General features: G+C 66.2%; 16 protein-coding genes. 6 read left to right on the forward strand and 10 right to left on the reverse strand.

What is annotated here, in order from left to right; genetic code table 11:
- Nucleotides 1-54 precede the first annotated feature (54 nt).
- Nucleotides 55-2,793 carry a TonB-dependent receptor gene (locus tag DOL89_RS18695; RefSeq protein WP_119680875.1) on the forward strand — a complete coding sequence of 913 codons (2,739 nt, stop codon included), beginning with the start codon at nucleotides 55-57 and terminating at the stop codon, nucleotides 2,791-2,793.
- A 72-nt stretch (nucleotides 2,794-2,865) separates the two neighbouring features.
- Nucleotides 2,866-3,510, forward strand: a complete 645-nt coding sequence (gene eda, locus DOL89_RS18700) for a bifunctional 4-hydroxy-2-oxoglutarate aldolase/2-dehydro-3-deoxy-phosphogluconate aldolase (protein WP_119680876.1) — start codon at nucleotides 2,866-2,868, stop codon at nucleotides 3,508-3,510.
- Between the two features lie 285 nt (nucleotides 3,511-3,795).
- Here eda and DOL89_RS18705 read toward each other — a convergent pair whose 3' ends face one another.
- From DOL89_RS18705 to DOL89_RS18720, 4 genes are read right to left on the reverse strand one after another with little or no spacing between them, the layout of a single operon-like run.
- The gene (locus DOL89_RS18705) at nucleotides 3,796-5,076 is read right to left on the reverse strand and encodes a TRAP transporter large permease (RefSeq protein WP_119680877.1); all 1,281 of its coding nucleotides are present in this window, start codon (nucleotides 5,074-5,076) and stop codon (nucleotides 3,796-3,798) included.
- Nucleotides 5,067-5,564: a TRAP transporter small permease gene (locus tag DOL89_RS18710; RefSeq protein ID WP_119680878.1), complete on the reverse strand. Its 498-nt coding sequence runs from the start codon at nucleotides 5,562-5,564 to the stop codon at nucleotides 5,067-5,069. The genes DOL89_RS18705 and DOL89_RS18710 overlap by 10 nt, the downstream gene beginning before the upstream one ends.
- Nucleotides 5,557-6,561 carry a TRAP transporter substrate-binding protein gene (locus DOL89_RS18715; RefSeq protein WP_119680879.1) on the reverse strand — a complete coding sequence of 335 codons (1,005 nt, stop codon included), beginning with the start codon at nucleotides 6,559-6,561 and terminating at the stop codon, nucleotides 5,557-5,559. Before DOL89_RS18715 ends, DOL89_RS18710 begins: the two co-directional genes overlap by 8 nt.
- The gene (locus DOL89_RS18720) at nucleotides 6,558-7,358 is read right to left on the reverse strand and encodes a 2-keto-4-pentenoate hydratase (protein ID WP_119680880.1); all 801 of its coding nucleotides are present in this window, start codon (nucleotides 7,356-7,358) and stop codon (nucleotides 6,558-6,560) included. The genes DOL89_RS18715 and DOL89_RS18720 overlap by 4 nt, the downstream gene beginning before the upstream one ends.
- A 218-nt stretch (nucleotides 7,359-7,576) precedes the next feature.
- Between DOL89_RS18720 and DOL89_RS18725 the strand changes: the two genes are divergently transcribed.
- Both DOL89_RS18725 and DOL89_RS18730 read left to right on the forward strand, forming a co-directional pair.
- Complete coding sequence (locus tag DOL89_RS18725; protein ID WP_225890042.1) at nucleotides 7,577-8,881, forward strand: pectate lyase family protein; 1,305 nt, start codon at nucleotides 7,577-7,579, stop codon at nucleotides 8,879-8,881.
- Nucleotides 8,882-9,190: 309 nt separating this feature from the next.
- Nucleotides 9,191-9,457, forward strand: a complete 267-nt coding sequence (locus DOL89_RS18730; RefSeq protein ID WP_225890043.1) for a hypothetical protein — start codon at nucleotides 9,191-9,193, stop codon at nucleotides 9,455-9,457.
- A 78-nt stretch (nucleotides 9,458-9,535) separates the two neighbouring features.
- Here DOL89_RS18730 and DOL89_RS18735 read toward each other — a convergent pair whose 3' ends face one another.
- From DOL89_RS18735 to DOL89_RS18760, 6 genes are all read right to left on the reverse strand, one after another.
- Nucleotides 9,536-12,700: an efflux RND transporter permease subunit gene (locus DOL89_RS18735; protein ID WP_119680882.1), complete on the reverse strand. Its 3,165-nt coding sequence runs from the start codon at nucleotides 12,698-12,700 to the stop codon at nucleotides 9,536-9,538.
- On the reverse strand, nucleotides 12,697-13,893 hold the full coding sequence (locus tag DOL89_RS18740; protein WP_119680883.1) for an efflux RND transporter periplasmic adaptor subunit: 1,197 nt from the start codon (nucleotides 13,891-13,893) through the stop codon (nucleotides 12,697-12,699). Before DOL89_RS18740 ends, DOL89_RS18735 begins: the two co-directional genes overlap by 4 nt.
- A 203-nt stretch (nucleotides 13,894-14,096) precedes the next feature.
- Entirely contained in the window at nucleotides 14,097-14,453 is a 357-nt protein-coding gene (locus tag DOL89_RS18745) for a hypothetical protein (protein WP_119680884.1), read from the reverse strand.
- A 469-nt stretch (nucleotides 14,454-14,922) separates the two neighbouring features.
- The gene (locus DOL89_RS18750) at nucleotides 14,923-16,455 is read right to left on the reverse strand and encodes a GH3 family domain-containing protein (RefSeq protein WP_205574726.1); all 1,533 of its coding nucleotides are present in this window, start codon (nucleotides 16,453-16,455) and stop codon (nucleotides 14,923-14,925) included.
- 13 nt (nucleotides 16,456-16,468) lie between these two features.
- Nucleotides 16,469-18,742, reverse strand: a complete 2,274-nt coding sequence (locus DOL89_RS18755) for a penicillin acylase family protein (RefSeq protein ID WP_119680886.1) — start codon at nucleotides 18,740-18,742, stop codon at nucleotides 16,469-16,471.
- Between the two features lie 135 nt (nucleotides 18,743-18,877).
- Nucleotides 18,878-20,374, reverse strand: coding sequence for a DegQ family serine endoprotease (locus tag DOL89_RS18760; RefSeq protein ID WP_119680887.1), 1,497 nt, complete (start codon nucleotides 20,372-20,374; stop codon nucleotides 18,878-18,880).
- 387 nt (nucleotides 20,375-20,761) lie between these two features.
- On the opposite strand from DOL89_RS18760, the gene DOL89_RS18765 reads away from it, so the two are divergent.
- Both DOL89_RS18765 and DOL89_RS18770 read left to right on the forward strand, forming a co-directional pair.
- Nucleotides 20,762-21,439, forward strand: a complete 678-nt coding sequence (locus tag DOL89_RS18765; RefSeq protein WP_119680888.1) for a winged helix-turn-helix domain-containing protein — start codon at nucleotides 20,762-20,764, stop codon at nucleotides 21,437-21,439.
- The gene (locus DOL89_RS18770) at nucleotides 21,426-22,784 is read left to right on the forward strand and encodes a sensor histidine kinase (RefSeq protein ID WP_119680889.1); all 1,359 of its coding nucleotides are present in this window, start codon (nucleotides 21,426-21,428) and stop codon (nucleotides 22,782-22,784) included. Before DOL89_RS18765 ends, DOL89_RS18770 begins: the two co-directional genes overlap by 14 nt.
- The last annotated feature ends 74 nt before the right edge of the window (nucleotides 22,785-22,858 follow it).

The raw sequence follows: 22,858 nt of genomic DNA on the forward strand, positions 1-22,858 counted from the left end.
CAGACCTGGCTGAACGCTCGGGCGCGAAGGGACCAAAAGCAAAGGGGAGGAAACATGAAGTCCAAGAAGGGGGGGCGGTCCCGTCTGGGCCGTCTGTTCACCGGCGTATCGTCCGTTGCCCTGTTCGTCACAATGGGTGCGGGCCTTGCTCAAGCGCAGACGGCCATGCAGCAGGTCGCGCAGGCCAATGGCGCGGATGTGCCGACCCAGGCGGAACCGGCTGAGCCGCCCCTGGAGGAACTCATCATCACCGGCTTCCGCAAGAGCCTGGGTGAGGCGCTCGATACCAAGCGCGATGCCGTCGGCCATGTGGATGCGATCATGGCGGAGGACATGGCCGACTTCCCGGACATGAACCTCGCCGAGTCCATCCAGCGCGTGCCCGGCGTCGCCATCGACCGCGACGCGGGCGAGGGACGGCAGATCACCCTGCGCGGCCTGGGCCCGACCTTCACCCGTGTGACTCTGAACGGGATGGAGACGCTCGGCACGACCGGCGGCACGGATAGCTCGGGCGGCACCAACCGCAGCCGCGCCTTCGACTTCAATATCTTTGCATCGGAGCTGTTCAACAGCATCACCGTCCGCAAGACATCCTCGGCGGAAGTCGAGGAGGGCGGCATCGCCGGCGTGGTGGAACTGCGCACTGCCCGTCCTTTCGACTATGACGGCTTCAAGATGGCTGTGACGGGGCAGCTCGGCTACAATGATCTGGCTGAGAAGGTCGATCCCCGCGGGGCCTTCCTGATCTCCGACACCTTCCTGGATCAGACGGTGGGCGCCCTGCTCTCGGTGGCCTATGCCGAGCGCACTGTCCGCGAGGAGGGGCACAGCACCGTGCGCTGGGAGGCCGGCGGCTTCCAGGATGCCGGCACGGCCGGGCTCCCGCTCGACGAATTAAACGAGGCGTTCCATCCCCGTATTCCGCGCTATGGTGTCGTCGCCAGCGAGCAGGAGCGGCTGGGTATCACCGGCGCCCTCCAGTTTGCGCCGACCAATTCGATCGAAATCAATCTCGACCTGCTCTACGCGAATTTCGGGGGCACCCGGACAGAGCATTATATCGAGGCCGTGTCGTTCAGCCGCCGCAATGCCTCGGGCATCTTCGAGACGCTGCCGCGCAATGTGATCGTCCAGGATGGCACGATCGTCGCCGGCGAGTTTGACAATGTCGATATCTGGTCGGAAGCGCGTGTCGACGAACTGGAGACGGATTTCTATCAGGCCGTTCTGTCCGGCGACTATGACGTGACGGACAGTTTCACAATTCGCGCCCTGGGCGGATATGAGAAGTCGGATTTCAGCAATCCGGTCCAGGATACCCTGCTCATGATCTCGCCGAATCAGAGCTTCGGTTACGACTACCGGGGCAATGACCGGTTGCCGTTGCTGGATTTCGGCTTCGACACCACAAATCCAGAAAACTTCATCTTCGACGAACTGCGGTCCCGACCGAACACGGTGCTGAACGAGCTTTATACGGCCAAGCTCGAGGGCGAGTACCATATCAGCGACGACTATGTGTTCCAGCTCGGCGGCGTTTGGAAGAAGTTCACGTTCGAGCAGCGTGAGTACCGTGCCGACACCACCCAGTTCCGTGGCCGTAGCGTCGCCGACTTGGTGGAACTGCTGCCCTTCGACGATTTCGGCCAGGGGCTGGACCTACCGAGCGGCCAGATCACCCGCTGGCTGGTGCCGAACCTGGACACCGGGTTCGACATTCTGGGCCTGGGGAACCTTCCCGTCGCTCTCCGTGAGGATGCGACGCAGGACGTAACGGAGGAGCAGCTCGGCGGTTTCGCCCAGCTCGATTTCACCTTTGATCTGGCCGGGCGTCCGTTGCGCGGGAATGTCGGCGTGCGTGTGGTCGAGACGAAGCAGGAGTCCACCGGCTTCAACAACGGCGCACTGGTCACCATCGAGCGCGATTACACCAACACTCTTCCCTCGCTGAACTTGGCGTGGGAAGTGACGGACGATGTCGTCCTCCGCGGCGCGGCATCCCGGAACATCACCCGTCCGGCGCTGGGCAATCTGACGCCCGGCGGATCGGTGGATAGCTTCACCCGCCGCGTCACCGCGGGCAATCCGTTCCTTGAGCCGTTCAAGGCCGACTCCTTCGATGCATCCGCCGAATGGTATTTCAGCGATGAGGGCCTGCTGGCGGCAGCGTTCTTCTACAAGGACGTGAAGTCCTTCGTGGCCACGGAATCGGTATTCATGCCGTATAACCAGTCCGGCTTCCCGCTGGATCTGGTGGACACCAACATCGTGGACCCGTCCGAGGAGTTCGAGTTCCGGCAGCCGATCAACGGGCAGGGTGCGGACGTGGTTGGCCTTGAGCTGATCTACCAGCAGCCCTTCGACTTCCTGCCGGCTCCGTGGGATGGCTTCGGCGTCGTCGCCAATTACACGTACGTGGACTCCACGGCGCAGTATGGACCGGTGGACAACCCGATCGAGTCCCAGCTTGTCGGCCTGTCCAAGCACTCCGCCAACGGCACGCTCTATTACGAGAACGAGACTTTCGGCGCTCGCATCTCGGTCAATTACCGCGATGACTATCTCAGCCAGGTCCCGGGCCGGAACGGGAATGATGTCGAGGGCAAGAACTCCAGCATCAATGTGGACTTCTCCGCCTTCTACAATGTAAGCGACAATCTCGAGATCACTCTGGAAGCCATCAACCTGACCGACGAGTTCAACGACCAGTTCGTCGACTCCTCGGACCGCGTGTACGTCTATACGCATACGGGTCGTCAGGTATTCCTGGGCTTTCGTTACTCCTACTAACGTCGTGGCGCGGCCTTCTTAGAGGGTCGCGCCACTTTTCTATTCCTCACATGTAACCAGGGTTCTGCACGCATGTCGAAACCACCCCTCTCCGCCTTCCGGGCTATCCTGCGGACGTCCCGCGTCGTGCCGGTTCTGGTCGTGGACCGGGTCGACGACGCCGAGCCGCTGGCCGAAGCCCTGTGCGGTGCGGGGCTGAAGGTGCTCGAAGTGACGCTGCGCACGCCAGCGGCCCTGGAGGTGATCCGGCGCATGAAGGCGGCAGCTCCCGGCGTGCTTGTCGGGGCCGGCACCGTTCTCTCCGAGCGGGATGTGAATGCCGCCCTGGAGGTCGGGTCCGACTTCATCGTCACGCCCGGAACCACGCCGCGCACGGCCTCTGCGTTGTTGCGGGCAGGCATTCCGGTAATGCCCGGCGTTTCCACCCCCAGCGAGGCCTTGGCCCGGCTGGAGGAAGGGTTCGAAATCCTGAAGTTCTTCCCTGCGGAGCAGTATGGCGGCCTTGCCACCCTGAAGGCCATGGCCGGCCCGCTGGCCGGAATCCAGTTCTGCCCCACGGGCGGTGTCGGCCGGGCAGAGACGCCCGAATATCTGGCGCAGCCGAACGTCATTGCTGTGGGTGGTTCCTGGGTGGCGCCGGCGGCGCTGCTGAAGGCCGGGGATTGGGCTGCCATCGCCGCCAACGCCGCCACTGCCGCCGGGATGGGGCAGGGGTGATGTTTCGGTAACCGGGTTTCATGGCCGACCCCGCCGATCCTTTCCTGCGGCGCACCTGGGACGGCCATGATGAACGGCCTGCTTGTCACCTTCGCAGGGCGGGCCGCAGAACTCGATCCGGGCGCAAGCCCGGATTTTTTTATGGCCGGGCTCAGTCCGCCGCCGTGATCAGGGGGCAGTTCCCCACAAGGAGCTGACCCGCGAAAAAGGAAAAGCCCCGGCGGGATGGCCTGCCGGGGCTTTGTCCTTGTATCCGCCGATGACTTCGCCGCGGGGGAGGGAGGGTCAGCCCATCAGCTGGGGCAGCAGCAAGGACAGGGCCGGGATAAAGGTCACGAGCATCAGGGCGGCGATCAGGGCCAGATAGAAGGGCCACATGGTTCGCACCGCCTGCTCCACCCGGATGCGGCCGATGGCGGCCCCGACGAACAGCACCGACCCGACCGGCGGTGTGACGAGGCCGATACCCAGGTTCAGCATCATGATGATGCCGAAATGCACCGGGTCTACGCCCATGGATTGCGCCACCGGCAGGAAGATTGGCGTCGTGATCACGATCAGTGGCGCCATGTCCATGAAGGTGCCGAGGATCAGCAGCATGATGTTGATGATCAGCAGCACGATGATGGGGTTGTCGGAGAGAAGCTGGATGAAGCCAGCCAGATGCATCGGTGCCTGCAGCAGCGCCACCAGCCAGCCGAACGCGCCGGCCCCGCCGATGATCAGCATGACCATGGCGGTCGTCCGCACCGCCCCAGTCACCGCTGCCTTGAACCCGTTCCAACCCAGGGACCGGTAGACCAGCGTTCCGACAATCAGTGTGTAGATCACGGCGACCGCCGAGCTTTCCGTCGGGGTGAAGACGCCGCCCAGCACGCCGATGATGATGATGCCAGCGGTCATCAGGCCAGGAATCGCCATGCCCAGCGAATGCAGGAAGGCGCCCCAACCGGGAAAGCATCCCGGTGGATAGCCGCGCCGCACGGCCACCGCCCAGGCTGCGAACATCAGCAAGGCGCCCGTCAGCAGCCCCGGCACCACTCCGGCCAGGAACAGATCCTGGACCGAGACGCCGACGCCGGCCGCGGCCGCATAGATGATCATGTTGTGGGAGGGTGGAATCAGGATGCCGGTGATTGCGGCTGTGGAGGTGACGTTAACCGCATAGTCCGGATCGTACCCCTTCTCCTTCATCAGGGGCATCAGGGTGGAGCCCATGGCCGAGACGCTGGCAATGGGTGATCCCGAGACGGCGCCGAACAGCATTGAGGCGCCGACATTCACCTGTCCCAGGCCGCCGCGGGCGCGGCCTAGCACAGCATCCGCCACCTCCACGATCCGGCGGGCGATGCCGGCCTGGTGCATCAGGTCGCCGGCGAAGATGAAGAACGGGATGGCGATCAGCACGAAAATGTTCATGCCGGCGACCATCTGCTGGAAGCCCACCACCAGCGGGATGTCCAGCATCAGGAAGGTAACCAGCGATGCGCCCAGCAACGCAAATGCCACTGGAACCCCAAGGGCCAGCAACGCGAAAAGGCTGAGCATGAGGACGGTCAGCGCCATAGCGGTTCAACCTTTCGTCCAAGCATGCCCGCCAGGATGTGTTCCAGCGCGAACAGCGCGATCAGCAGCCCGGCAAGCGAGATGGGCACGTAGGCGACGCCGCGCGGCAGCGACAGCGTCGGGATGTTATGGCCCCAGGTGGCGATGGTCAGTTCCGCCCCGCATGCAGCCATGGTGAGGCCGAGCGTCAGCACGACCAGATTGGAAATCACCTCCATCCGGGCGCGGGCGGCTGGCGTTACAGCGTCTTCCACCGCCGTGATGCGGATGTGGAAGCGCTCCCGCACGCCGGCCGCAGCCGCGAGGCTGATGTACCAGATCATCAGAACCAGGCTGGCCTGTTCCGCCCAAGTAGGGCTGGCCTCCAGGGCGTAGCGGGCAAAAACCTGCCAGCCGATGATCGCGGTCATCAGCACCAAACCGGCCCCGGCGAACCAAAGGAACGCCGTACTCAGCATGCGTGTGATCCTGGCAAGAAGGTCAAGCATCGGCGCCTCCGAGTGCCTGAACCTGCGCCATCAGCTGCTGCAGGAAAGGCGTATTCATGAAGCGGTCCCAGAGCGGCTCCATCGGGGCCGTGAAGGCGGACTGATCCACCTTGTTGACCTGGATGCCGGCTGCGAGCAGCCGCGTCTCGGCCTCCTGCTCCCGCTTGTCCCAGAGGGCGCGCATCACGGGTACGCTGTCCTTGGCGGCCTGCCGGATCGTGTCCTGATGGGATTGCGGCAGCTTCTCCCACCGGCGGCGCGACATCACCAGGGCCTCCGGCGCCATCACATGGCCGGACAGGCTGTAATAGCGGGCAACCTCGTAATGCCGGGTGCTCTCATAGGAGGGCCAGTTGTTCTCCGCCCCGTCCACAACGCCCTGCACCAGGGCCTGATAGACCTCGCCCAGCGGAATCGGCGTGGGATTGCCGCCAGCGGCGGCAATCATCGCTACATACAGGTCGGAGGTCGGCACCCGTATCTTCAGCCCACGCAGATCGTCGGGCGTGTAGACCGGCCCGCGGGTGTTGTAGAAGTGGCGCGCGCCACTGTCGTAGAAGCAGAGGCCGACCAGCCCCTTGTCCATCATCGAGTCCAGAATCACTTCCCCCGGCACGCCGTCGAAAGTGCGGCGGGCATGGGGGATGGACTTGAACAGGAAGGGCAGGTTCAGCACCTGGGTGGCCGGTGCGATGGGGTTCAGGGGCGCCAGGCTGACACGGTTCAGGTCGATCCCGCCGAAGGTCGTGATCTCCAGCGTATCGTTCTCCGACCCCAACTGCCCGCCGGCATAGACGCGGATGGACAGCTCGCCGTTTGTACGCTCCTCCAGCATACGCCCCATGGCCTTCACGGCCTCCACGGTGGGGTAGCCTTCGGGATGGGTTTCGGCGCTGAACAGCGGACGGCTGACCTCGTCGCAGCCTGTCAGCGTCAGCGTCCCCGCGGCCGCTCCGGCAGCCAGGAAGCCACGGCGGGACAGGGAGGGGGAGATCATCTCGACACCGCCGGAACCGCGACGGCGTCGATGGGCGGAAGACCCTCCATCTCGACTCGGGCAACGGCGCCGGGTTGCACCTGATGAATGCCGGTGGTGGCCCCGGTGGTGATCCAGTCGCCTTCCTTCAGGGTTATGCCGCGCTTTGCGCAGTGCTCCACCAGGAAGGCCAGGGCGGCGAGCGGGCTGCCGGGCACGGAAGCGGCGCTACCCTCGCCGACGGCGGCGCCGTCTACAATGGTGCGGACCCGCATGCTGTCCCACGCACGCTCACGCCAGCCCACGATTTCGGACCCGATGATCAGGCCGGCATTGTTGCCGAAATCCGACGCGACCACCGCCGGGCCATGATCATTGATTTCCGGGAAGGGGCTGCCGGCCGGCTCAATGCCGAGATGCAGGGCCGCCACCAGATCCGCCACGTCGGCCACCACGTTGCCGGGTGCGATGTCGCGGGCCAGCTTGAACACGAACTCCGCCTCGACCGCGCCGAAGCCGCCCTGGAAGACGGGGAAGCTCACCGGCGCTCCCGGCTGCGCGGTCCAGACCGCCTTGGCGAAGACCGGACCCGCCAGCCGCTCCGCCCCGTACTGCGGACGAAGAGCCGGGGCGATCAGCCCGATCTTCCAGCCGGCGACCCGGTCGCCCCAGGCGGCAATGGACCGATCCTGGCAGGCATAGGCCTCCGCCATGGTGGCCGGCATCGTTCCGGGATAGCTGGGCAGGGCCTGCGCCGTATGGCGGGCGGTGACGAACGAGTCCGACACGGACAGCAGATCGAAGCCGGAGTCCGGCATGTCTTATCCTCCCCGGCGGCGAAGCCGCGCCGCCCTGTCTCTGTTGTTCGCCCCTTTGTGGCAGGGCGTTGTCAAACACCTGAGGAATGGTTATAGGAAACCGGTGTCATAATCAAGAACCGGGTGCTCGGCGTCAGATAGTTGCGGGCACCGGCGGCGCATCGGCGAACGGCAAGAACATGCTGTCCCGCGCCTGCCAGGAAAATAGGGGAGGATTCGTGAAGAAGAGTCTACTGGCCGCTCTGTGCCTGACCGTTGCCGCCTTCGCCGGCACGTCCCTTCCGCAACCCGCTGCCGCGGCGGACCCGCTGGCCTTCCCCGGCGCCCAAGGCTGGGCCGCCGAAACCAAGGGCGGGCGCGGCGGGCGCATAATCAAGGTCACCACGCTGGCCGCCACTGGCCCCGGTTCCTTCGCCGAAGCCGTGGCCACCAAGGGACCGCGGATCGTCGTCTTCGAGGTGGGCGGGGTCATCGACCTGGAGCGCACCGCGCTGAAGATCACGGAGCCCTTCCTGACCATCGCCGGCCAGACGGCTCCCTCGCCGGGAATCACCTTCATCCGCGGCGGGCTGGACATCGTCACCCATGACGTCATCGTCCAGCATATCCGCGTCCGCCCCGGCGAGGCGGAGCAGCCCAAGATGGGCGGGATGGACTTCGACGCGATCGCGACCCTTGGCGGCGCGTATAACGTCATCGTCGACCATTGCTCCCTGACCTGGGCGACCGACGAGAACCTGTCCGCCAGCGGGCCGCGTGTGCAGGGCGACACGCCGGAGGAGTGGCGGCGGAACACATCCCACCGCATCACCTTCTCGAACAACATCATCGCCGAGGGGCTGGCCTATTCCTCCCATGCGAAGGGGGAGCATTCCAAGGGCTCCCTGATCCACGACAATGTCAGCGACATCCTGATCATCGGGAATCTTTATTCCAACAACATGGAGCGTACCCCGCTGTTCAAGGGCGGCGTGCGCGGCGCTATCGTCAACAACCTGATCTACAATCCCGGCCAGAAGGCCATCCACTATAATCTGATCGCCCAGGAATGGGGTGACCATCCCTTCCAACTCGGGCAGATGTCGGTGGTGGGCAATGTCATGCGCGCCGGCCCGGATACCTGGGACGGGCTGCCGCTGGTCATGGTCGGCGGCTCCGGCGATGTGGAACTGCACATGGCCGACAACCTCACCATGGACCGGCTTGGCCGGCCGTTGCCGGAATTCGGTCTCTACACCACGGCGCCGATCAAGGTGTCCCGCCTGGATAGCCCGCCGGTCTGGCCCGAGGGGCTGAAGGCGCTTCCGGCAGAGGCGGTGCAGGATGCCGTGATCAAGAATGCCGGTGCCCGCCCGTGGGAGCGGGACCCCGTGGATGCCCGGATCGTGGCCGACGTGATCGAGGGCCGCGGGGCCATCATCGACAGCGAGAAGGAGGTCGGCGGCTATCCGGTGGTCAAGGAAACCCGTGCGCCCTTCGACCCGGCGGCATGGAACCTGGACGACATGACCCCGCGGAAATAGCCGCCCGGACTTATACAGCAGGGGTGCCGGACCGGCGCCCCACGGTTCCATGCGCATCCGCCGGAAACAATTCCGTATGTGGAGTCGAAAACCGCTCAACAAGCCGGAGGTGACGAAATGGGACGCGTCATGGTTTCCCTGACCCCGACTCAGTTTCATCACATCAGGAGCCATCTTCCCGCAGTGTCCAAGTCGTGTCTGCGGGACGTCTACGGCATCAGCGAGACCACTTGGCGAAGACTCAGGGATGGGCGACCGATACGCGCCGCCACGTTCCACCGCCTCATGCATTCCGTCGCGGATGGGCGGATGGAGCGGAACGGCGTCGCGCCGCTCCGCAGCGGCGGATGCGGGGAGACGACCGGAAACATGATCGTGGTCAGCCGCACGCAGTTCCTGGAACTCAGGAACCACCTGCCCGCGGCCACCAAGGCCTGCCTTCAGGAAACCTACGGCATCAGCGAGGGAACTTGGCGGCGGATGCGGGAGGGGCAGCCCATCCGTCTCCGGACATTCAGCCGGATCATGAAGGCGTTGGATGCCCGCAGGGAACAGGCGCTGGCTTTACCGGTGTAATCGAAAGGATTGCCTGTAATCGGCAAGCTTGTCCCCCGGACGTCAAGCACTCGTCGTCCGGGGGAGCCTCAGCCGCAGTCAGTCGCTTCCGGCGGGCACCGGAACCGGTCCCGCCACATGGCCGGCCCGTGTGGTCAGGCGGCGGATGACCACATAGAAGACGGGCGTGAACACCAGACCGAAGAAGGTGACGCCCAGCATGCCGAAGAACACGGCGGTGCCAATGGCCTGCCGCATCTCCGCACCGGCGCCGCTGGCGATCATCAGCGGCACCACGCCCAGGATGAAGGCGAAGCTGGTCATCAGGATCGGCCGCAGGCGCAGGCGGCAGGCCTCGATCACCGCATCGAAGCGATCGCGACCCTCCGCCTCCAGCTGGCGCGCGAACTCCACGATCAGGATGGCGTTCTTGGAGGCGAGGCCAACCAGCACCACGAAGCCGATCTGGGTCAGGATGTTGTTGTCCATGCCCCGCATCATCACCCCGCCAATGGCCGAGAGAAGGCACATCGGCACGATCAGGATGATGGCGAAGGGCAGGGACCAGCTCTCATACTGCGCCGCCAGCACCAGGAAGACGAAGAAGACGCAGAGCGGGAAGATGTAGAGGGCGGAGTTGCCCGTATTCTTCTCCTGATAGCTCAGATCCGTCCATTCGATGCCGAAGCCCTCCGGCAGCGCGCCGTCCGCCAATCCCTCCATCGCCGCGATGGCCTGGCCCGAACTGAAGCCGGGCAAGGCATTGCCCTGAATTTCGGCTGCCGGGAACAGGTTGTAGCGGTGGACGCGGTCCGGCCCGGTCACGTAGCGGAAGTCCACGAAGGACCCCAAGGGAACCATGTCGCCATTGGCGTTCCGGGTTTCCAGCTTGGCGATGCCTTCCGGGTCCAGCCGGAACTGGCTGTCCGCCTGGGCGGTGACACGGAAGGTGCGGCCGAACAGGTTGGTATCGTTGACGTAGGCCGAGCCGAGATAAACCTCCAGCGTACCGAAGACATTCTCCACCGGCACTTCCAGCATCTGCGCCTTGACCCGGTCAATGTCGAGATAGACCTGCGGAGCCTTGGCGCTGAACGGCGTGAAGACGTTGATCAGGCCAGGGACCCCATTGGCCGGAATGGCCAGACCCCAGGCGGCCTCCTCCAGTGCGGCCGGTCCGCGGCCCGCACGGTCCTGGACGCGCATGGCGAAGCCGCCGGACGTGCCGAGGCCGCTGACCGGCGGCGGCGGCACCACGAAGATCTGCGCATCCGTAATGGTCATCATCTTGCCCTGGAGCGTCTGGAGCACATGGTCGGCCGTCAGGCCGTGCCGCTCCTCAAACGGGACCATTGTGGCGAAGATGGCGCCGGCATTGGTTGCGATGGTGCGGGTAGCGCCGCTGAATCCGGCGAAGGTGGCGGTATGGGCCACGCCTTCCGTCTCCAGGATCATCTGTTCCGCCCGCTTGATCACCGCGTCGGTCCTGGCGAGGCTGGTGCCCTCCGGCGTCTGGATGGCGACGATGACATAGCCCTGGTCCTGCTGCGGAATGAACCCGCCCGGCACGCGGGTGAACAGGTATCCGGTCAGGCCGATCAGCCCGACATAGACCAGTAGCATCAGAACCGATGCCCGGCTGACCCGCCCGACCAGCCGCCCATAGGCATCCGACATGCGGTCGAAGCCATTGTTGAAGCCGTTGATCAGCCGCTGCATCAGGCCCAGGCGCTGGGCGGCTTCCGCATGTGCGGTCTCATGCCCCTTCAGCAGCATGGCGCAGAGCGCCGGGCTGAGCGTCAGGGAGTTGAACATGGAGATGACGGTGGCGACCGCGATGGTCACCGCGAACTGCTGGTAGAACTGGCCCTGGATGCCTTCGATGAAGGCGGTCGGGATGAACACGGCCGAGAGGACGAGCGCGATGGAGACCAGCGCCCCGCCGACCTCGTCCATGGTGACCCGGGCCGCCTCCTTGGGGCTCAGTCCCTTGGCCAGGTTACGCTCCACATTCTCCACCACCACGATGGCGTCGTCCACGACGATGCCGACGGCCAGCACCAGCCCGAACAGGGTCAGGTTGTTGATGGTGAAGCCCAGCGCCGCCATCACGGCAAAGGTGCCGATCAGGCTGACCGGAATGGCGATGACAGGGATCAGGCTGGCGCGCCAGCGCTGAAGGAAGACCAGCACCACCAGCACCACCAGGAACACCGCCTCATAGATGGTGGTGAGCAGCGCGTCGATGGACTGTGCGATGAATTCGGTAGGATTGTAGATGATGCGGTATTCCAGCCCCGGCGGAAACGCCTCGGACAGTTCCGCAATGGCGGTCTGAAGCCGCTCCGCCGTGGCGAGCGCGTTCGAGCCGGGAAGCTGGCTCACCGCCAGCACCACCGCCGAGTTGCCGTCCAGGTAGGAGTTGGTGACGTAGTTCTGCGCTCCGAGCTCGACCCGCGCCACGTCCGACAGGCGGACGACGCGGCCGTCCTCGCCGGTCTTGACGATGATGCTCTCGAACTGCTGCGGCTCCGTCAGCCGGCCCTGGAGGCTGAGGTTGAGCTGGAAGTCGCGGCCGAGATCCGTCGGCGGCTGGGCGAGCTGTCCGCCGGCCACCTGGACGTTCTGGGCCCGGATGGCGGTGACCACGTCCTGCGCCGTCATGTCCAGCTCGGCGATCCGCTGCGGGTCCAGCCAGACGCGCATGGAATAGTCGCGCGCGCCGAAAAGCTGGATATTGCCAACACCCTCGATGCGGGCCAGCGTGTCCCGGACCTGCAGCAGGGCGTAGTTGGAAATGTAGAGCTGGTCGAGGCTGTTGTCCGGCGAGATCAGGTGGATGACCATCATCAGGTCGGGCGAGTTCTTGCGCGTCACCACGCCGAGACGCCGGACCTCCTCAGGCAGGCGAGGCTCCGCCACGGCCACGCGGTTCTGGACCAGCACCTGCGCCTCGTCCAGGTCGGTGCCAAGCTCGAAGGTGACGGTCAGGTTCATCTGCCCGTCGGAGGTGGACTGGGAGGACATGTAGAGCATGCCCTCGACCCCGTTCACCTCCTGCTCGATGGGAGCGGCGACGGTGTCGGCCACGGTCTGCGCGTTGGCGCCCGGATACTGGGCGGTCACCACCACCGTGGGCGGAGCCACCTCCGGATACTGGGAAACGGGAAGGGAGACGTAGCTGATCACGCCGACGACCAGCACGAAAATCGACAGGACGATGGCGAAGACCGGTCGGTCGATGAAGAAGCGTCCGATCCTCATTGTACGGCCTCCGCATTACGGACCGGGGCGCCGGCATCGGCCAGCGGCTCCTCAACCGGGGTCACCGGCGCGCCGGGGCGGACCCGCTGAAGGCCGGAGACGATCACCCGCTCGGTCGGCTCCAGCCCGCTACGGACCACGCGCAGCCCATCGACCAGGGGTCCGATCTCCACCGGCCGGTACTGCGGTATCCCGTCATCGCCGACCACAAAGACATAGCGCCGGGTCTGGTCGGTACCGATGGCGCTGTCGGGCAGCATCAGGGCATCATACTGTCCGCGGCCAAGCAGCCGGATGCGGGCGAAAAGTCCGGGGGTGAACAGCAGGTCGGGATTGCTGAAGGTCGCCCGGGCGCGGATCGTGCCGGTGGAACGGTCGAGCTGGTTGTCCAGGAAGTCCATCCGGCCCTCATGCTCGAACGCCGTCTCGTCCGGCAGGGACAGCACCACCCTGCTCTGGTTTTCCCGCGCGCTGGGCTGCGTGCCAGCCTGCGCCATGCGGACATAGCGGAGGAAGGCTGCCTGGTCGGCGTCGAAATAGATGTGGATGGGGTCCAGCGAGACGATGGTGGTCAGCAGGGTGCTGGCCGTCGTGCCGCCGGAAATCAGATTGCCCTCACTGACCAGATGCCGGCCGACCCGGCCGGAGATCGGCGCCGTCACCCGGGTGAATTCCAGATTCAGCTCCGCCTGGCGGACTTCGGCCCTTGCGGCCATGACGGCGGCCTGGGCGGCGGCGCGCTCCTGCTCCCGCTGGTCCAGCACCGTTTCGGACACGGCCTGCGACCGGCGGAGATCGCTTGCGCGGGTCAGTTCCCGTGTCGCCAGTTCAAGGCGGGACTCCGCCTCCGCCAGCCCGGCATGGGCGGCGGCCAATTCCGCCTCGAAGGGGCGGGGATCGATGACGAACAGGAGATCGCCCTTGCGGACGATGTCGCCGTCACGGAAGTTCACGCTGTCGAGGAAGCCGCCGACGCGCGGCCGGACCTCGACCTCGTTCACGGCGGCGAAGCGGCCGGTATATTCGTCCCACTCCGCGACCGTTTTCTGCAGCGGCGTGCTGACGACGACCTGCGGCAGGGGTGGACTTCCGTCCGCTCTGCTCTGCGATGCCGGATCGCAGGCGGACAGGAGAAGGACGCCCAGGGCCGCAAAGGCCCAGGACAGATGTCCGATGGAACGCAACTGTGCCATTGGCAGCCCCTTTTGAATGCGCACGACCGGTCGTTCCCTGACCGGCGCAAGGTGTTCTGCCGCCTCACGATGGGGCGGGGCTTTTTGAAAATTTTTAAAAGTCGCTTCGCGACGGTACTTCAGACCAATGCCGGGCAGCGCTACCCAACTCTACTGCATGTCGGGAGCAAAAGCCGCCACAGCATTGGTGTTAAAATTCGGCGTCACCGGGCGGTGGTAGCCGTCAGAGAGACTTCAGCGGACTGCGTAAGGGTCGGGTCATTGCGGGCCGCTGCACTGGCATCCAGCCGCACCTGCTCCAACCTGTACTCGAGAGCGTTCATCTCGGCGACCAACTGCGCCCGTTCGTGATGGGTGGCACCCTCTCGCGATGCTTCAAACTCCTTCAAGAGGCAGGCCATCAGGGTTTGCCCCGAAGCCAGATAACGTTCCACCGCCTCCGCCGACAACGGGTTGGGTTCGGGCGGTAGGGGAGCGCAAGCCGCACTGGCTGCAGCGGATCCGGAAACCAGGCCGGTCGCCAGCAGCGCAGAGGCCAGGACGAAACGAAGACCACGCATTCCGATTGCTCCTCGATCCGAGGGACGGCCGGCCCATGGCGGGCCGACTTAGGTGACCACATTGATGCCGCAATTCGCTGCCTGCGCCTGTGACCGTCCGCACAAGCAGCAGAATACGATCTCCTCCCGGAGATTCGGGTCATCCTGGACGGGGAATCCACGGCCCAGGGCGGCCTTCGGCCTGGGTCTGCGGCGGCCTGCGCGTGCTTTGTCGCTATTGCAGGGCAGGAATGCATACGGCCAGGATGGCGAATGGACAACGCCCAAGGCTGCCGCGCCGAGGCGTATGCCTGCTGCCCGTCTGATCGGATCATCCCGCTTTCCGCCCCTGTCGTGTCGACCGGCGCACCATTGGCGGAAGCGGGCGGGGAGGATTGTAGGATAAGGCTGGTTTTGACCGAAACCGGCGCGTTCTACGGAAGGCTCCATGCTATTGAGCTCCGCTCCAACGGCCGGTGGAGCAGAGCCGTCAATGGTTTCCGGCTGCCATCCGCCTCAGGCCCGCCAGAAGATCCGGGTCCTGGATGACACGGGGCACTTTGTGCTGTCCGCCCAGCTTGCCGCGTCGGCGCATCCATTCGGTGAAGGTGCCAGGCGGGGCCGGCTCTACCAGGGGCGCCGCCATGCCAAAGCCGCCGGCCCGGTGATCCTTGTAGTCCGCGTTCTGGCGGGACAGACTTTGATCCAACGCCGATGCGAAGCCGGCGAGCATGTCTTCTTGGGGTGGACCTCCCCCGAACTCTACCACCCAGACATGGCCGCCCAGGCTGCCGGGCCGGTCGGACAGAACGGCGCCGACCGAGAAGTCGACTACCGTGGCGCCGCTTTCCGCCGCTGCCTCCGCCACAGCCTGCTCGATCTCCTCCCCGATCAGATGTTCGCCGAAGGCGGACAGGGTATAAGAGGTGCGGCCTGTGACCAGGATTCGGGGCGGCCGGGTCTCCACGAACCGCACCGTGTCCCCCAGTATGTAGGACCAGAGCCCGGCATTGCTGGACAGAACGATGGCGTAGTTCACGCCGGTCTCCACATTCTCCAGCCAGAATCGGCGGGGAGAGGGGCTGTCCAATTCCACCACCGGTACGAATTCGAAGAACAGGCCGTTGTCGGCCATCAGACGCAGCCCTTCTCCGGTGCCGCGGTCGGCCAGCGCCACAAACCCCTCGGACGCCGGATACACCTCCCGCAGTTCGGCGTGGCTTCCCTCCAGCATCCATTCGAAGGCAGGGCGGTAGGGGGAGAAGTTCACGCCGCCATGCACCAGCAGCTCCAAATTCGGATAGAAATCCACCGCTCGCCGTCCGCGCCCAGGGGCCAGTTCCGCCAACCGATCGAAATAGAGCAGCAGCCAACTTGCCGTGCCGCCGATGGTGCGGATGTCGAGCTCAAGGGAGGCGCTGCCCATCCGGTCCACCTTCTCCGCCCAGTCGGAGAGGCGGGCAAGGTCGGGCGGCGGGTAATAGAAGGGCCGCGCCCAAGCAGGAATTTCGTTGGCGGCAATGCCGGACAGGTCGCCAGCCAGAACGCCGGGAGCGAGCTGCTCCATCGCCGTGCTGCCGCCCAGCATGAAGTTCAGCCCGCCCAGCACCCGGCTGTAGGGGCGGGCGCGGAGATGGTGGACGATGATGTCCAGCGCCGCCCGGCGGTTCGCCCGTACCATCTCCCGGCTGACGGGGATGTATTTGGTCCGGCCTGTCGTGGTGCCGGAGGTGGCGGCCAGATAGGGGATGTGGCCGGGCCAGCTCACATCCTTCAGGACCGGAAATACGGCCTTCCACCAGCCTTCCCACATCTCCTCATACCGGCGCAGGGGAACCGCCGACTGGAAGTCCTCGACGGTGCGGATACGGGCGAAGTCATGATCGCGGCCGAAGCGCGTCTGTGCGGCCCGTTGCAGCAGGCACATCAACTGGCGACGTTGCGCTTCCACCGGGTCCTGGCGGTCCAGCGCCCGCCCGCGCTGGCGGGCGTAGAGACGGAACAGGGGTGTCGCGTCCAGCATGGGCAGCCTCGTCTCAGGCTCCGGCCGGGCGCAGAACGGTTAGATGCGGCATCTCCCGCTCCGCCGTGTCGGGACGTAGCGGCAGGCGGATATAGCGCCCCTCCTGCCATAATGCGAACTGGTCGAAGAAGGTGCTGCTCCCCAGGAACCCGTCCTGCCCGCCAAGAAGGCAGAAATCATTGCAGTCCGGGTCCGCCAGGTCGCTGATATGGCGGGCGACAGCGCCAAGCTTGACGGCGTGCCTGCCGCTGGAAAAGCCGTGGGCGGTCTTCATCAGGGTCTCGTTGCTGCCGGCGGCAGGGACATCGGCGAAGCGGTAGCGCTTTCCCACCAGCGGCAGGGCGCCCAGCGGGTGGCGCAGGCGAAGACGGTGCATCCGTCCCCAGTTCTGGTGCCGGTCCAGCGCCTTGCAGGTCCGCTGGACCGCGGGCTTCATGGCGCGCGCCAGTCGGGCGGCTGACAGGCCGGCCAGATCCTGACGCAGCAGCGCCCAGGGCTCCCAGGCATGGGTATAGATGTCCAGATCCTCCTTGCCGTGCAGTTCGCGCAGCAGGTGATAGACCAGCAGCTCCAGCGCCACCGGCGCCTCCGCCTCCACTGTGAAGTGGCCGTCCCAGTCGCGCAGCAGCCCGACCAGCCGGTCGCGCGCCGGGTCCGTCGCGGCAGCCCCCCCGGTGGCCAGTGCAAGCAGGCGGTCGCGTATGTCGATAGCGGAGCGCATCAGCACGTCGCGCTGGGCCTTGCGCAGAACCAGCCCATCCACCTTGCCCCCTCCAGTCAGCTCATGCAGCCGCGCCACCCTGTCGTCGGGGGAGAAGAACCAGCCCACCGCCATCCACTCCAGCCCCTTCGGCCGGTCGTTGGCGGAGGCGACGACGCCCCCGTCCGGATTGATGCAATGGGGCAGGTTGCGGACACTGGCCATCCGCTCCCAATGCTCATCCGCCTCGGCGCCCAGCACCAGGTCGGGCGGCGGCTTGGTCGGGCGGCGCGGCAGGTGGGCGGCCATGCAGGTGCCGACCCGGCCCTGTTGGTCCGCATAGATCATAGTCAGCGCCGGCACGGCATAGCCCTCCAACGCCGAAAGGAACCCCTCCCAGTCCGCGGCCCGGCTGACCGAGAGCAGTGAGGTGAGTTCATCGCTGACCCGGTGGCCGACCCAGCGCAAGGCAAGGACGCGCCCCAGTCGGGTGGGGAGCAGCGGAGCGTCAGAAATGATCGGCTCATCCCCCCGGCTGCGTACAGTGACGGCGACAGGCTTGCCGCCGCGGACCCGGATCACCTCCCGGCGCTCCTGCAGCGGCGTTCCCGCCGGCACCTCCACCAGTTCGCTGCTGGCGGCATGCAGGCTGGTGCCGCCCCAAGCGATCCGGGGATTGCGGCCCAGCCCGATCACCGGCACGCCAGGAATCATCAGCCCCACCGCGTTGTGCCCGGGACTCTTCATCCCCGCCAGCAGCCAGAGGTTCGGCAGGGTGATGCCGAGATGGGGATCGCTGGCGATCATGGCGCCGCCGCCAGCCGTCCGCCCCGCCGCCACGGCTACGGAGTTGCTGCCGCTCCGGCTGAACAATCCGAGCAGGGCGGGCATGGAGTCCAGCAATGCCGGGTTCAGCCCGGGCAGGCCACCACCGGCGAAGCTCGGAACGCCGATGGCATCCTCCCCAACCATGCGCTCCCACAGCTTCAGCCAGTCGGGCCGGCCGGCCAGTTTCAGAAGTGGAACCCAGACCTTCCAGGTGAAATCGGTGGCGGCCAGCCGGCTCAACGCCACCAGATCCTCCATGCTCCAGGGCTCCGGCCGGAAATCCAGCAGCCGGAATTCCTCCGGCAGCTCGGGCGCGTTGGCGATCACATGATTGATGCCGTCGCGGAAGCCTTCCAGCCACTCCCGGGTCTCGGCCGGCATGCCGGCCATGATGCCGGGCAGTGCGGCGGGAACATTCAGGATGCGCAGCATGTGATCGACCTGCACCGCTGCCGGTCCCAGAACTTCCGCCAGCCGGCCCCAGGCCGCCCGTCGCATGAATTCGATCTGGGTCAGCCGCAGATGGGCATGCACCACGCCCAGCCCCACCGCGAGATCGCGGTCATGCTCCGCCAGGACATAGGGAATCTGGTGGTTGTTCCAGCGGATGCGCACCGGCGCTTGCACGGGAAGACCGGCCGCCGGAATGGCGGACAGCCTGTCCTGGAGGGAAAGGGCCTTGCGTCGGGTGCGGAGTGCGCGCGCGGTGATGCGGGCTCCCAGTCCCAGCAGGCCGAGAAGCGTGCGTCGATCGGGCATCGCAAACGGCAACAGCCTTCGGGGTCGTAGCGTTCCCCGCAAGGTTGCGTCACCATTCCAACGCGCTGGCAAGGAAAACGCCGCGGCAGGTCCCCCGCCGCGGCGTCCAACTTCTGCTTCCGATATCTGGCCGGATCAGCCCTCGGCGCGCTTCAGCGGCAGGGGCACGAAGCTGCGGGCCTCACCGCGGCGGACCAGCAGCAGGGCGTTGCGGCGGCCCTGCTTCTCCGCCTCCTTCACCGCCTCGCCGACCTGCTTCGGGTCGGTGACGGACTGCCCGTTGACCGTCTCGATCACATCGCCGGGGCGAAGCTGCTCCAGCGTCCGGTCGACTTCCGTCACCACCACGCCCTCGGCGTCGTCGGCGAGGGAGAGGCGCTGACGCCAGCGCTGATCCAGGCGGGAGAGCTTGAGACCGGCCACGTCGGCTTCGGCGCCGCCGCGGCCGGGAAGAGCGGCCTGCTCGCTGCCCGGAGGAGCGCCGACGGCGACCTCGATGGTGTGCTCACGCCCTTCGCGCCAGACCTTCATCTCCAATTCCGTGCCGGGGGCGACGCTGCCCACGGCGCGGGCCAGGGCGCGGGTGTCCTCCACAGCCTGCCCGTCCACCGTGCGGACCACGTCGCCAGCCTTCAGGCCGGCCTCCTCCGCCGGGCTGTCCGGATTGACGGAGGCGATAAGTGCGCCCTTGTCCTCCTTCAGGCCCAGCCCCTCGGCCAGATCGGGGGTGAGACCCTGGAGGGACACGCCGAGCCAGCCGCGCTCCACCCGGCCAGTAGCCTTCAGCTGCTCGATCACCGGCTTGGCGAGATTTGCCGGAATGGCGAAGCCGATGCCGACCGAGCCGCCATTGGGGCTGAAGATCGCGGTGTTGATGCCGATCACCTCGCCGGCCGCATTGAAGGTCGGGCCGCCGGAATTGCCGCGGTTGATGCTGGCGTCGATCTGGATGTAGTCGTCATAGGCATTGTTGCTGATCGCGCGGCCGCGGGCGGAGACGATGCCAGCCGTGACCGTTCCGCCCAGGCCGAACGGATTGCCGACGGCGATCACCCAGTCGCCGGGGCGCATCTTGTCGCTGTCGCCGAAGGTCAGGTGCGGCAGCGGCTTGTCAGCCTCCACCTTCAGTACGGCCAGATCGGTGCGGTCGTCCTGGCCGACAATGGTGGCCGCACGCTCCGTCCCGTCGGCGAAGGTCACGGTGACGTCGTCGGCACCCTCGATCACATGGCGGTTGGTGACGACATAGCCGTCGGCATCAATAACGAAGCCACTGCCCAAAGACCGGGCCTGCTCACCGCGCGGGCCGCCCTCGGGCAGGCCGGGGACGCCCGGCATGCCGAAGCGGCGCAGGAACTCCTCCATCTGCGGCGGCAGTTCGCGGGCGATCCTGTCCGGCATCTCCGCGGCGCGGGCGGCCGTGATGGTGACGACGGCCGGGCTCACATGCTCCACCAGGCCGGCGAAGCTGCCGGGCAGCCCGGCGACGGGCGCCGGGGCGATGGCGGCGCTGCTATTGCCGTTCGCGGCGTCTGCCGGATAGGTGGACAGGCCGGCGCCGAGTGCCGTGCCGGCCAACAGCGCCACGGCCAGGCTGCGGCGGACGGCGGTGGGGATGCGGCGAAGACTCATGGCAGGGTCACTCCTGACTGCATTTGAACTGCATGCTCCCGAAGATAGGGAACCATGCCCGTCCGCGGCCTGACGGCTGCATTAATTTGCGTTCATGTTCATCGGCGCGGCTCCAGGCCAGCATGACAGCGATTTCATCTTGCTGACATGACGCTTCAGCCGCGCCTGTGACACGATCAATGTGTCGGGTGCCGGAAACGGCCGGTGCGATTGCCCCTTCCCCCGGACGGGGCCGGTGCCCGGCAGCTCCTGTTGAGCTGAATCTCTTCGCGTTAGACTATCCCTGTTGATACCCCGCCTGACGGCCGGGCGGCCCCCACCGCCCGGCCGAACTTTTTGCAGGGGCAAGGGCGCGCCTGTAGAGTGATGCGCCGAAGGGACGGGCCCATGAAGATCCTGGTTATCGAAGACGACCGCGCCACCGCGGACTATCTGGTCAAAGGCCTGCGCGAGGCCGGCCATGTCGCCGATCACGCGGACAACGGCAAGGACGGCCTGTTCCTCGCGGCTTCCGAACATTACGACGCCATGATCGTGGACCGCATGCTGCCCGGCCGTGACGGGCTGAGCCTGCTCGAAGTGCTGCGCGCCACCGGCAATCAGACGCCGGCCGTGGTGCTGTCGGCGCTGGGCAGCGTGGATGACCGGGTGAAGGGGCTGCGCGCGGGGGCGGACGATTACCTGGTGAAGCCCTTTGCCTTCTCCGAGCTGCTGGCCCGGCTGGAAGCGCTGCAGCGCCGCTTCTCCGCCGCCGCACCGGTGACCCGCCTGCAGGTCGCCGATCTGGAGATGGACCTGCTGGCCCGCACGGTGAAGCGGGGCGGCAAGGCGGTGGACCTACTGCCGCGGGAGTTCCAGCTTCTGGAATTCCTGATGCGCAATGCCGGCCATGTAGTGACCCGCACCATGCTGCTGGAGAATGTCTGGGACTATCATTTCGACCCGCAGACCAATGTGATCGACGTCCATGTGGCGCGCCTGCGGCAGAAGATCGACAAGGACCATCCCGTGCCGCTGATCCAGACGGTACGGGGGGCAGGATACGTGCTGCGTGAACCGGCTTAGCTTCCTGCGCACCTCCACCTTCCGGCTGGCGGCCTTCTATCTGGGCCTGTTCACCCTGTCGGTCGGGGCAGTGCTGGGCGTGGTCTGGTGGTTCACCGCCGGCTTCGTGGAGCGGCAGGCCGAACAGACGGTTCTGCGGGAGGTGCAGGAGCTTCGCCATGCCTTGGCCACCCGCGGCCGGATCGGCTTCCTGCAACTGGTGTCCGACCGCAGCCAGGCGCAGCGCACCAACATGATCTATGCCGTGGCCAGCCCGCGGCTGGACATCGTGACCGGCAATCTCGCCCCCTGGCCGATTCCGGACGCGCGCTCGGGCTGGGTGGAGTTCGAGATCAAGACGGTGCGGGAGCCCGGCCCGTCCCGCCCGGCCATCGCCCTGGTCATCGACATGGGGAATTTCGGCTGGCTGCTGGTCGGCCACGACATGACGGAACGCTATCTACTGCGCGAGCAGCTCCTGACCGCGTTGATCTGGGCCGTGTCGCTGGCGCTGGTGGTGGGGGCGGGGGGCGCCGTGCTGATCAGCCGGCGGGTGGCGCGTCGCATCGACAGCATCAACACCACCATCGACCGCATCACCGCCGGAGCCTTTGCCGACCGCATGCCGCTCTCCGGCACGGATGACGAGCTGGATCGGCTTTCCGCCAAGCTGAACAGCATGCTGGACGAGATCGCGCGGCTGATGCTGAACCTGCGGCAGGTCACCGACAATGTGGCGCACGACCTCCGCACCCCGATGTCGCGCCTGCGCTCCCGCCTGGAGATGGCGCTGACGGACCAGAGGCTGAGCGAGGCGCAGCGCGGCCAGTTGGAGCAGGCGGTGGAGGAAATCGACCGCATGCTCTCCGTCTTCAAGGCCATCCTGGACATCGCGGCAGCCGAATCGGGCAGGGCGCGGGCCGATTTCGGCCCTGTCGATCTGGCCGCCCTGGCCGACAATGTGGCCGAGCTGTACCAGCCAGTGGCGGAGGAGAAGGGGCTGACGCTCACCCTTGATGCGGCGCCCGGCGTGACCGTTTCGGGCAGCGGGCAGCTCCTGGCGCAGGCGCTCAGCAATCTGGTCGAGAACGCAATCAAATATACGCCGCCGGGCGGCAGGGTTGCTGTGCGGGTCCTATCTGGCGCGCGCGCCGCATTGGCCGTGGAGGATAGCGGCCCCGGCGTGCCAGAGGCGCAGCGTGGGCGGGTGCTGGAGCGGTTCGTCCGGCTGGAGGAACACCGGGGCACGCCGGGCCACGGGTTGGGGCTGAGTCTCGTGGCCGCGGTTGCGCGGCTTCATGGTGCGGAACTGCGGCTGGAAGACAATGCGCCCGGTCTTCGCGCCATGCTGAGCTTCTCCGGCTGAGTCTTCATACCTTCTCCGGGATTGATGCAACACCGCATGGGGAGTTCCGCCAGCTGCCGTTCCATGCCAATTTG

Origin of the sequence: Indioceanicola profundi (assembly GCF_003568845.1) — a bacterium.
Lineage (GTDB): Bacteria > Pseudomonadota > Alphaproteobacteria > Azospirillales > Azospirillaceae > Indioceanicola > Indioceanicola profundi.

What these genes read in the sequence shown, in the direction of transcription:
- DOL89_RS18695 (WP_119680875.1), top strand. Translation starts at nt 55, where the DNA reads ATGAAGTCCAAGAAGGGGGGGCGGTCCCGTCTGGGCCGTCTGTTCACC.
- eda (WP_119680876.1), top strand. Translation starts at nt 2,866, where the DNA reads ATGTCGAAACCACCCCTCTCCGCCTTCCGGGCTATCCTGCGGACGTCC.
- DOL89_RS18705 (WP_119680877.1), bottom strand. Translation starts at nt 5,076, where the DNA reads ATGGCGCTGACCGTCCTCATGCTCAGCCTTTTCGCGTTGCTGGCCCTT.
- DOL89_RS18710 (WP_119680878.1), bottom strand. Translation starts at nt 5,564, where the DNA reads ATGCTTGACCTTCTTGCCAGGATCACACGCATGCTGAGTACGGCGTTC.
- DOL89_RS18715 (WP_119680879.1), bottom strand. Translation starts at nt 6,561, where the DNA reads ATGATCTCCCCCTCCCTGTCCCGCCGTGGCTTCCTGGCTGCCGGAGCG.
- DOL89_RS18720 (WP_119680880.1), bottom strand. Translation starts at nt 7,358, where the DNA reads ATGCCGGACTCCGGCTTCGATCTGCTGTCCGTGTCGGACTCGTTCGTC.
- DOL89_RS18730 (WP_225890043.1), top strand. Translation starts at nt 9,191, where the DNA reads ATGGAGCGGAACGGCGTCGCGCCGCTCCGCAGCGGCGGATGCGGGGAG.
- DOL89_RS18735 (WP_119680882.1), bottom strand. Translation starts at nt 12,700, where the DNA reads ATGAGGATCGGACGCTTCTTCATCGACCGACCGGTCTTCGCCATCGTC.
- DOL89_RS18740 (WP_119680883.1), bottom strand. Translation starts at nt 13,893, where the DNA reads ATGGCACAGTTGCGTTCCATCGGACATCTGTCCTGGGCCTTTGCGGCC.
- DOL89_RS18745 (WP_119680884.1), bottom strand. Translation starts at nt 14,453, where the DNA reads ATGCGTGGTCTTCGTTTCGTCCTGGCCTCTGCGCTGCTGGCGACCGGC.
- DOL89_RS18750 (WP_205574726.1), bottom strand. Translation starts at nt 16,455, where the DNA reads ATGCTGGACGCGACACCCCTGTTCCGTCTCTACGCCCGCCAGCGCGGG.
- DOL89_RS18755 (WP_119680886.1), bottom strand. Translation starts at nt 18,742, where the DNA reads ATGCCCGATCGACGCACGCTTCTCGGCCTGCTGGGACTGGGAGCCCGC.
- DOL89_RS18760 (WP_119680887.1), bottom strand. Translation starts at nt 20,374, where the DNA reads ATGAGTCTTCGCCGCATCCCCACCGCCGTCCGCCGCAGCCTGGCCGTG.
- DOL89_RS18765 (WP_119680888.1), top strand. Translation starts at nt 20,762, where the DNA reads ATGAAGATCCTGGTTATCGAAGACGACCGCGCCACCGCGGACTATCTG.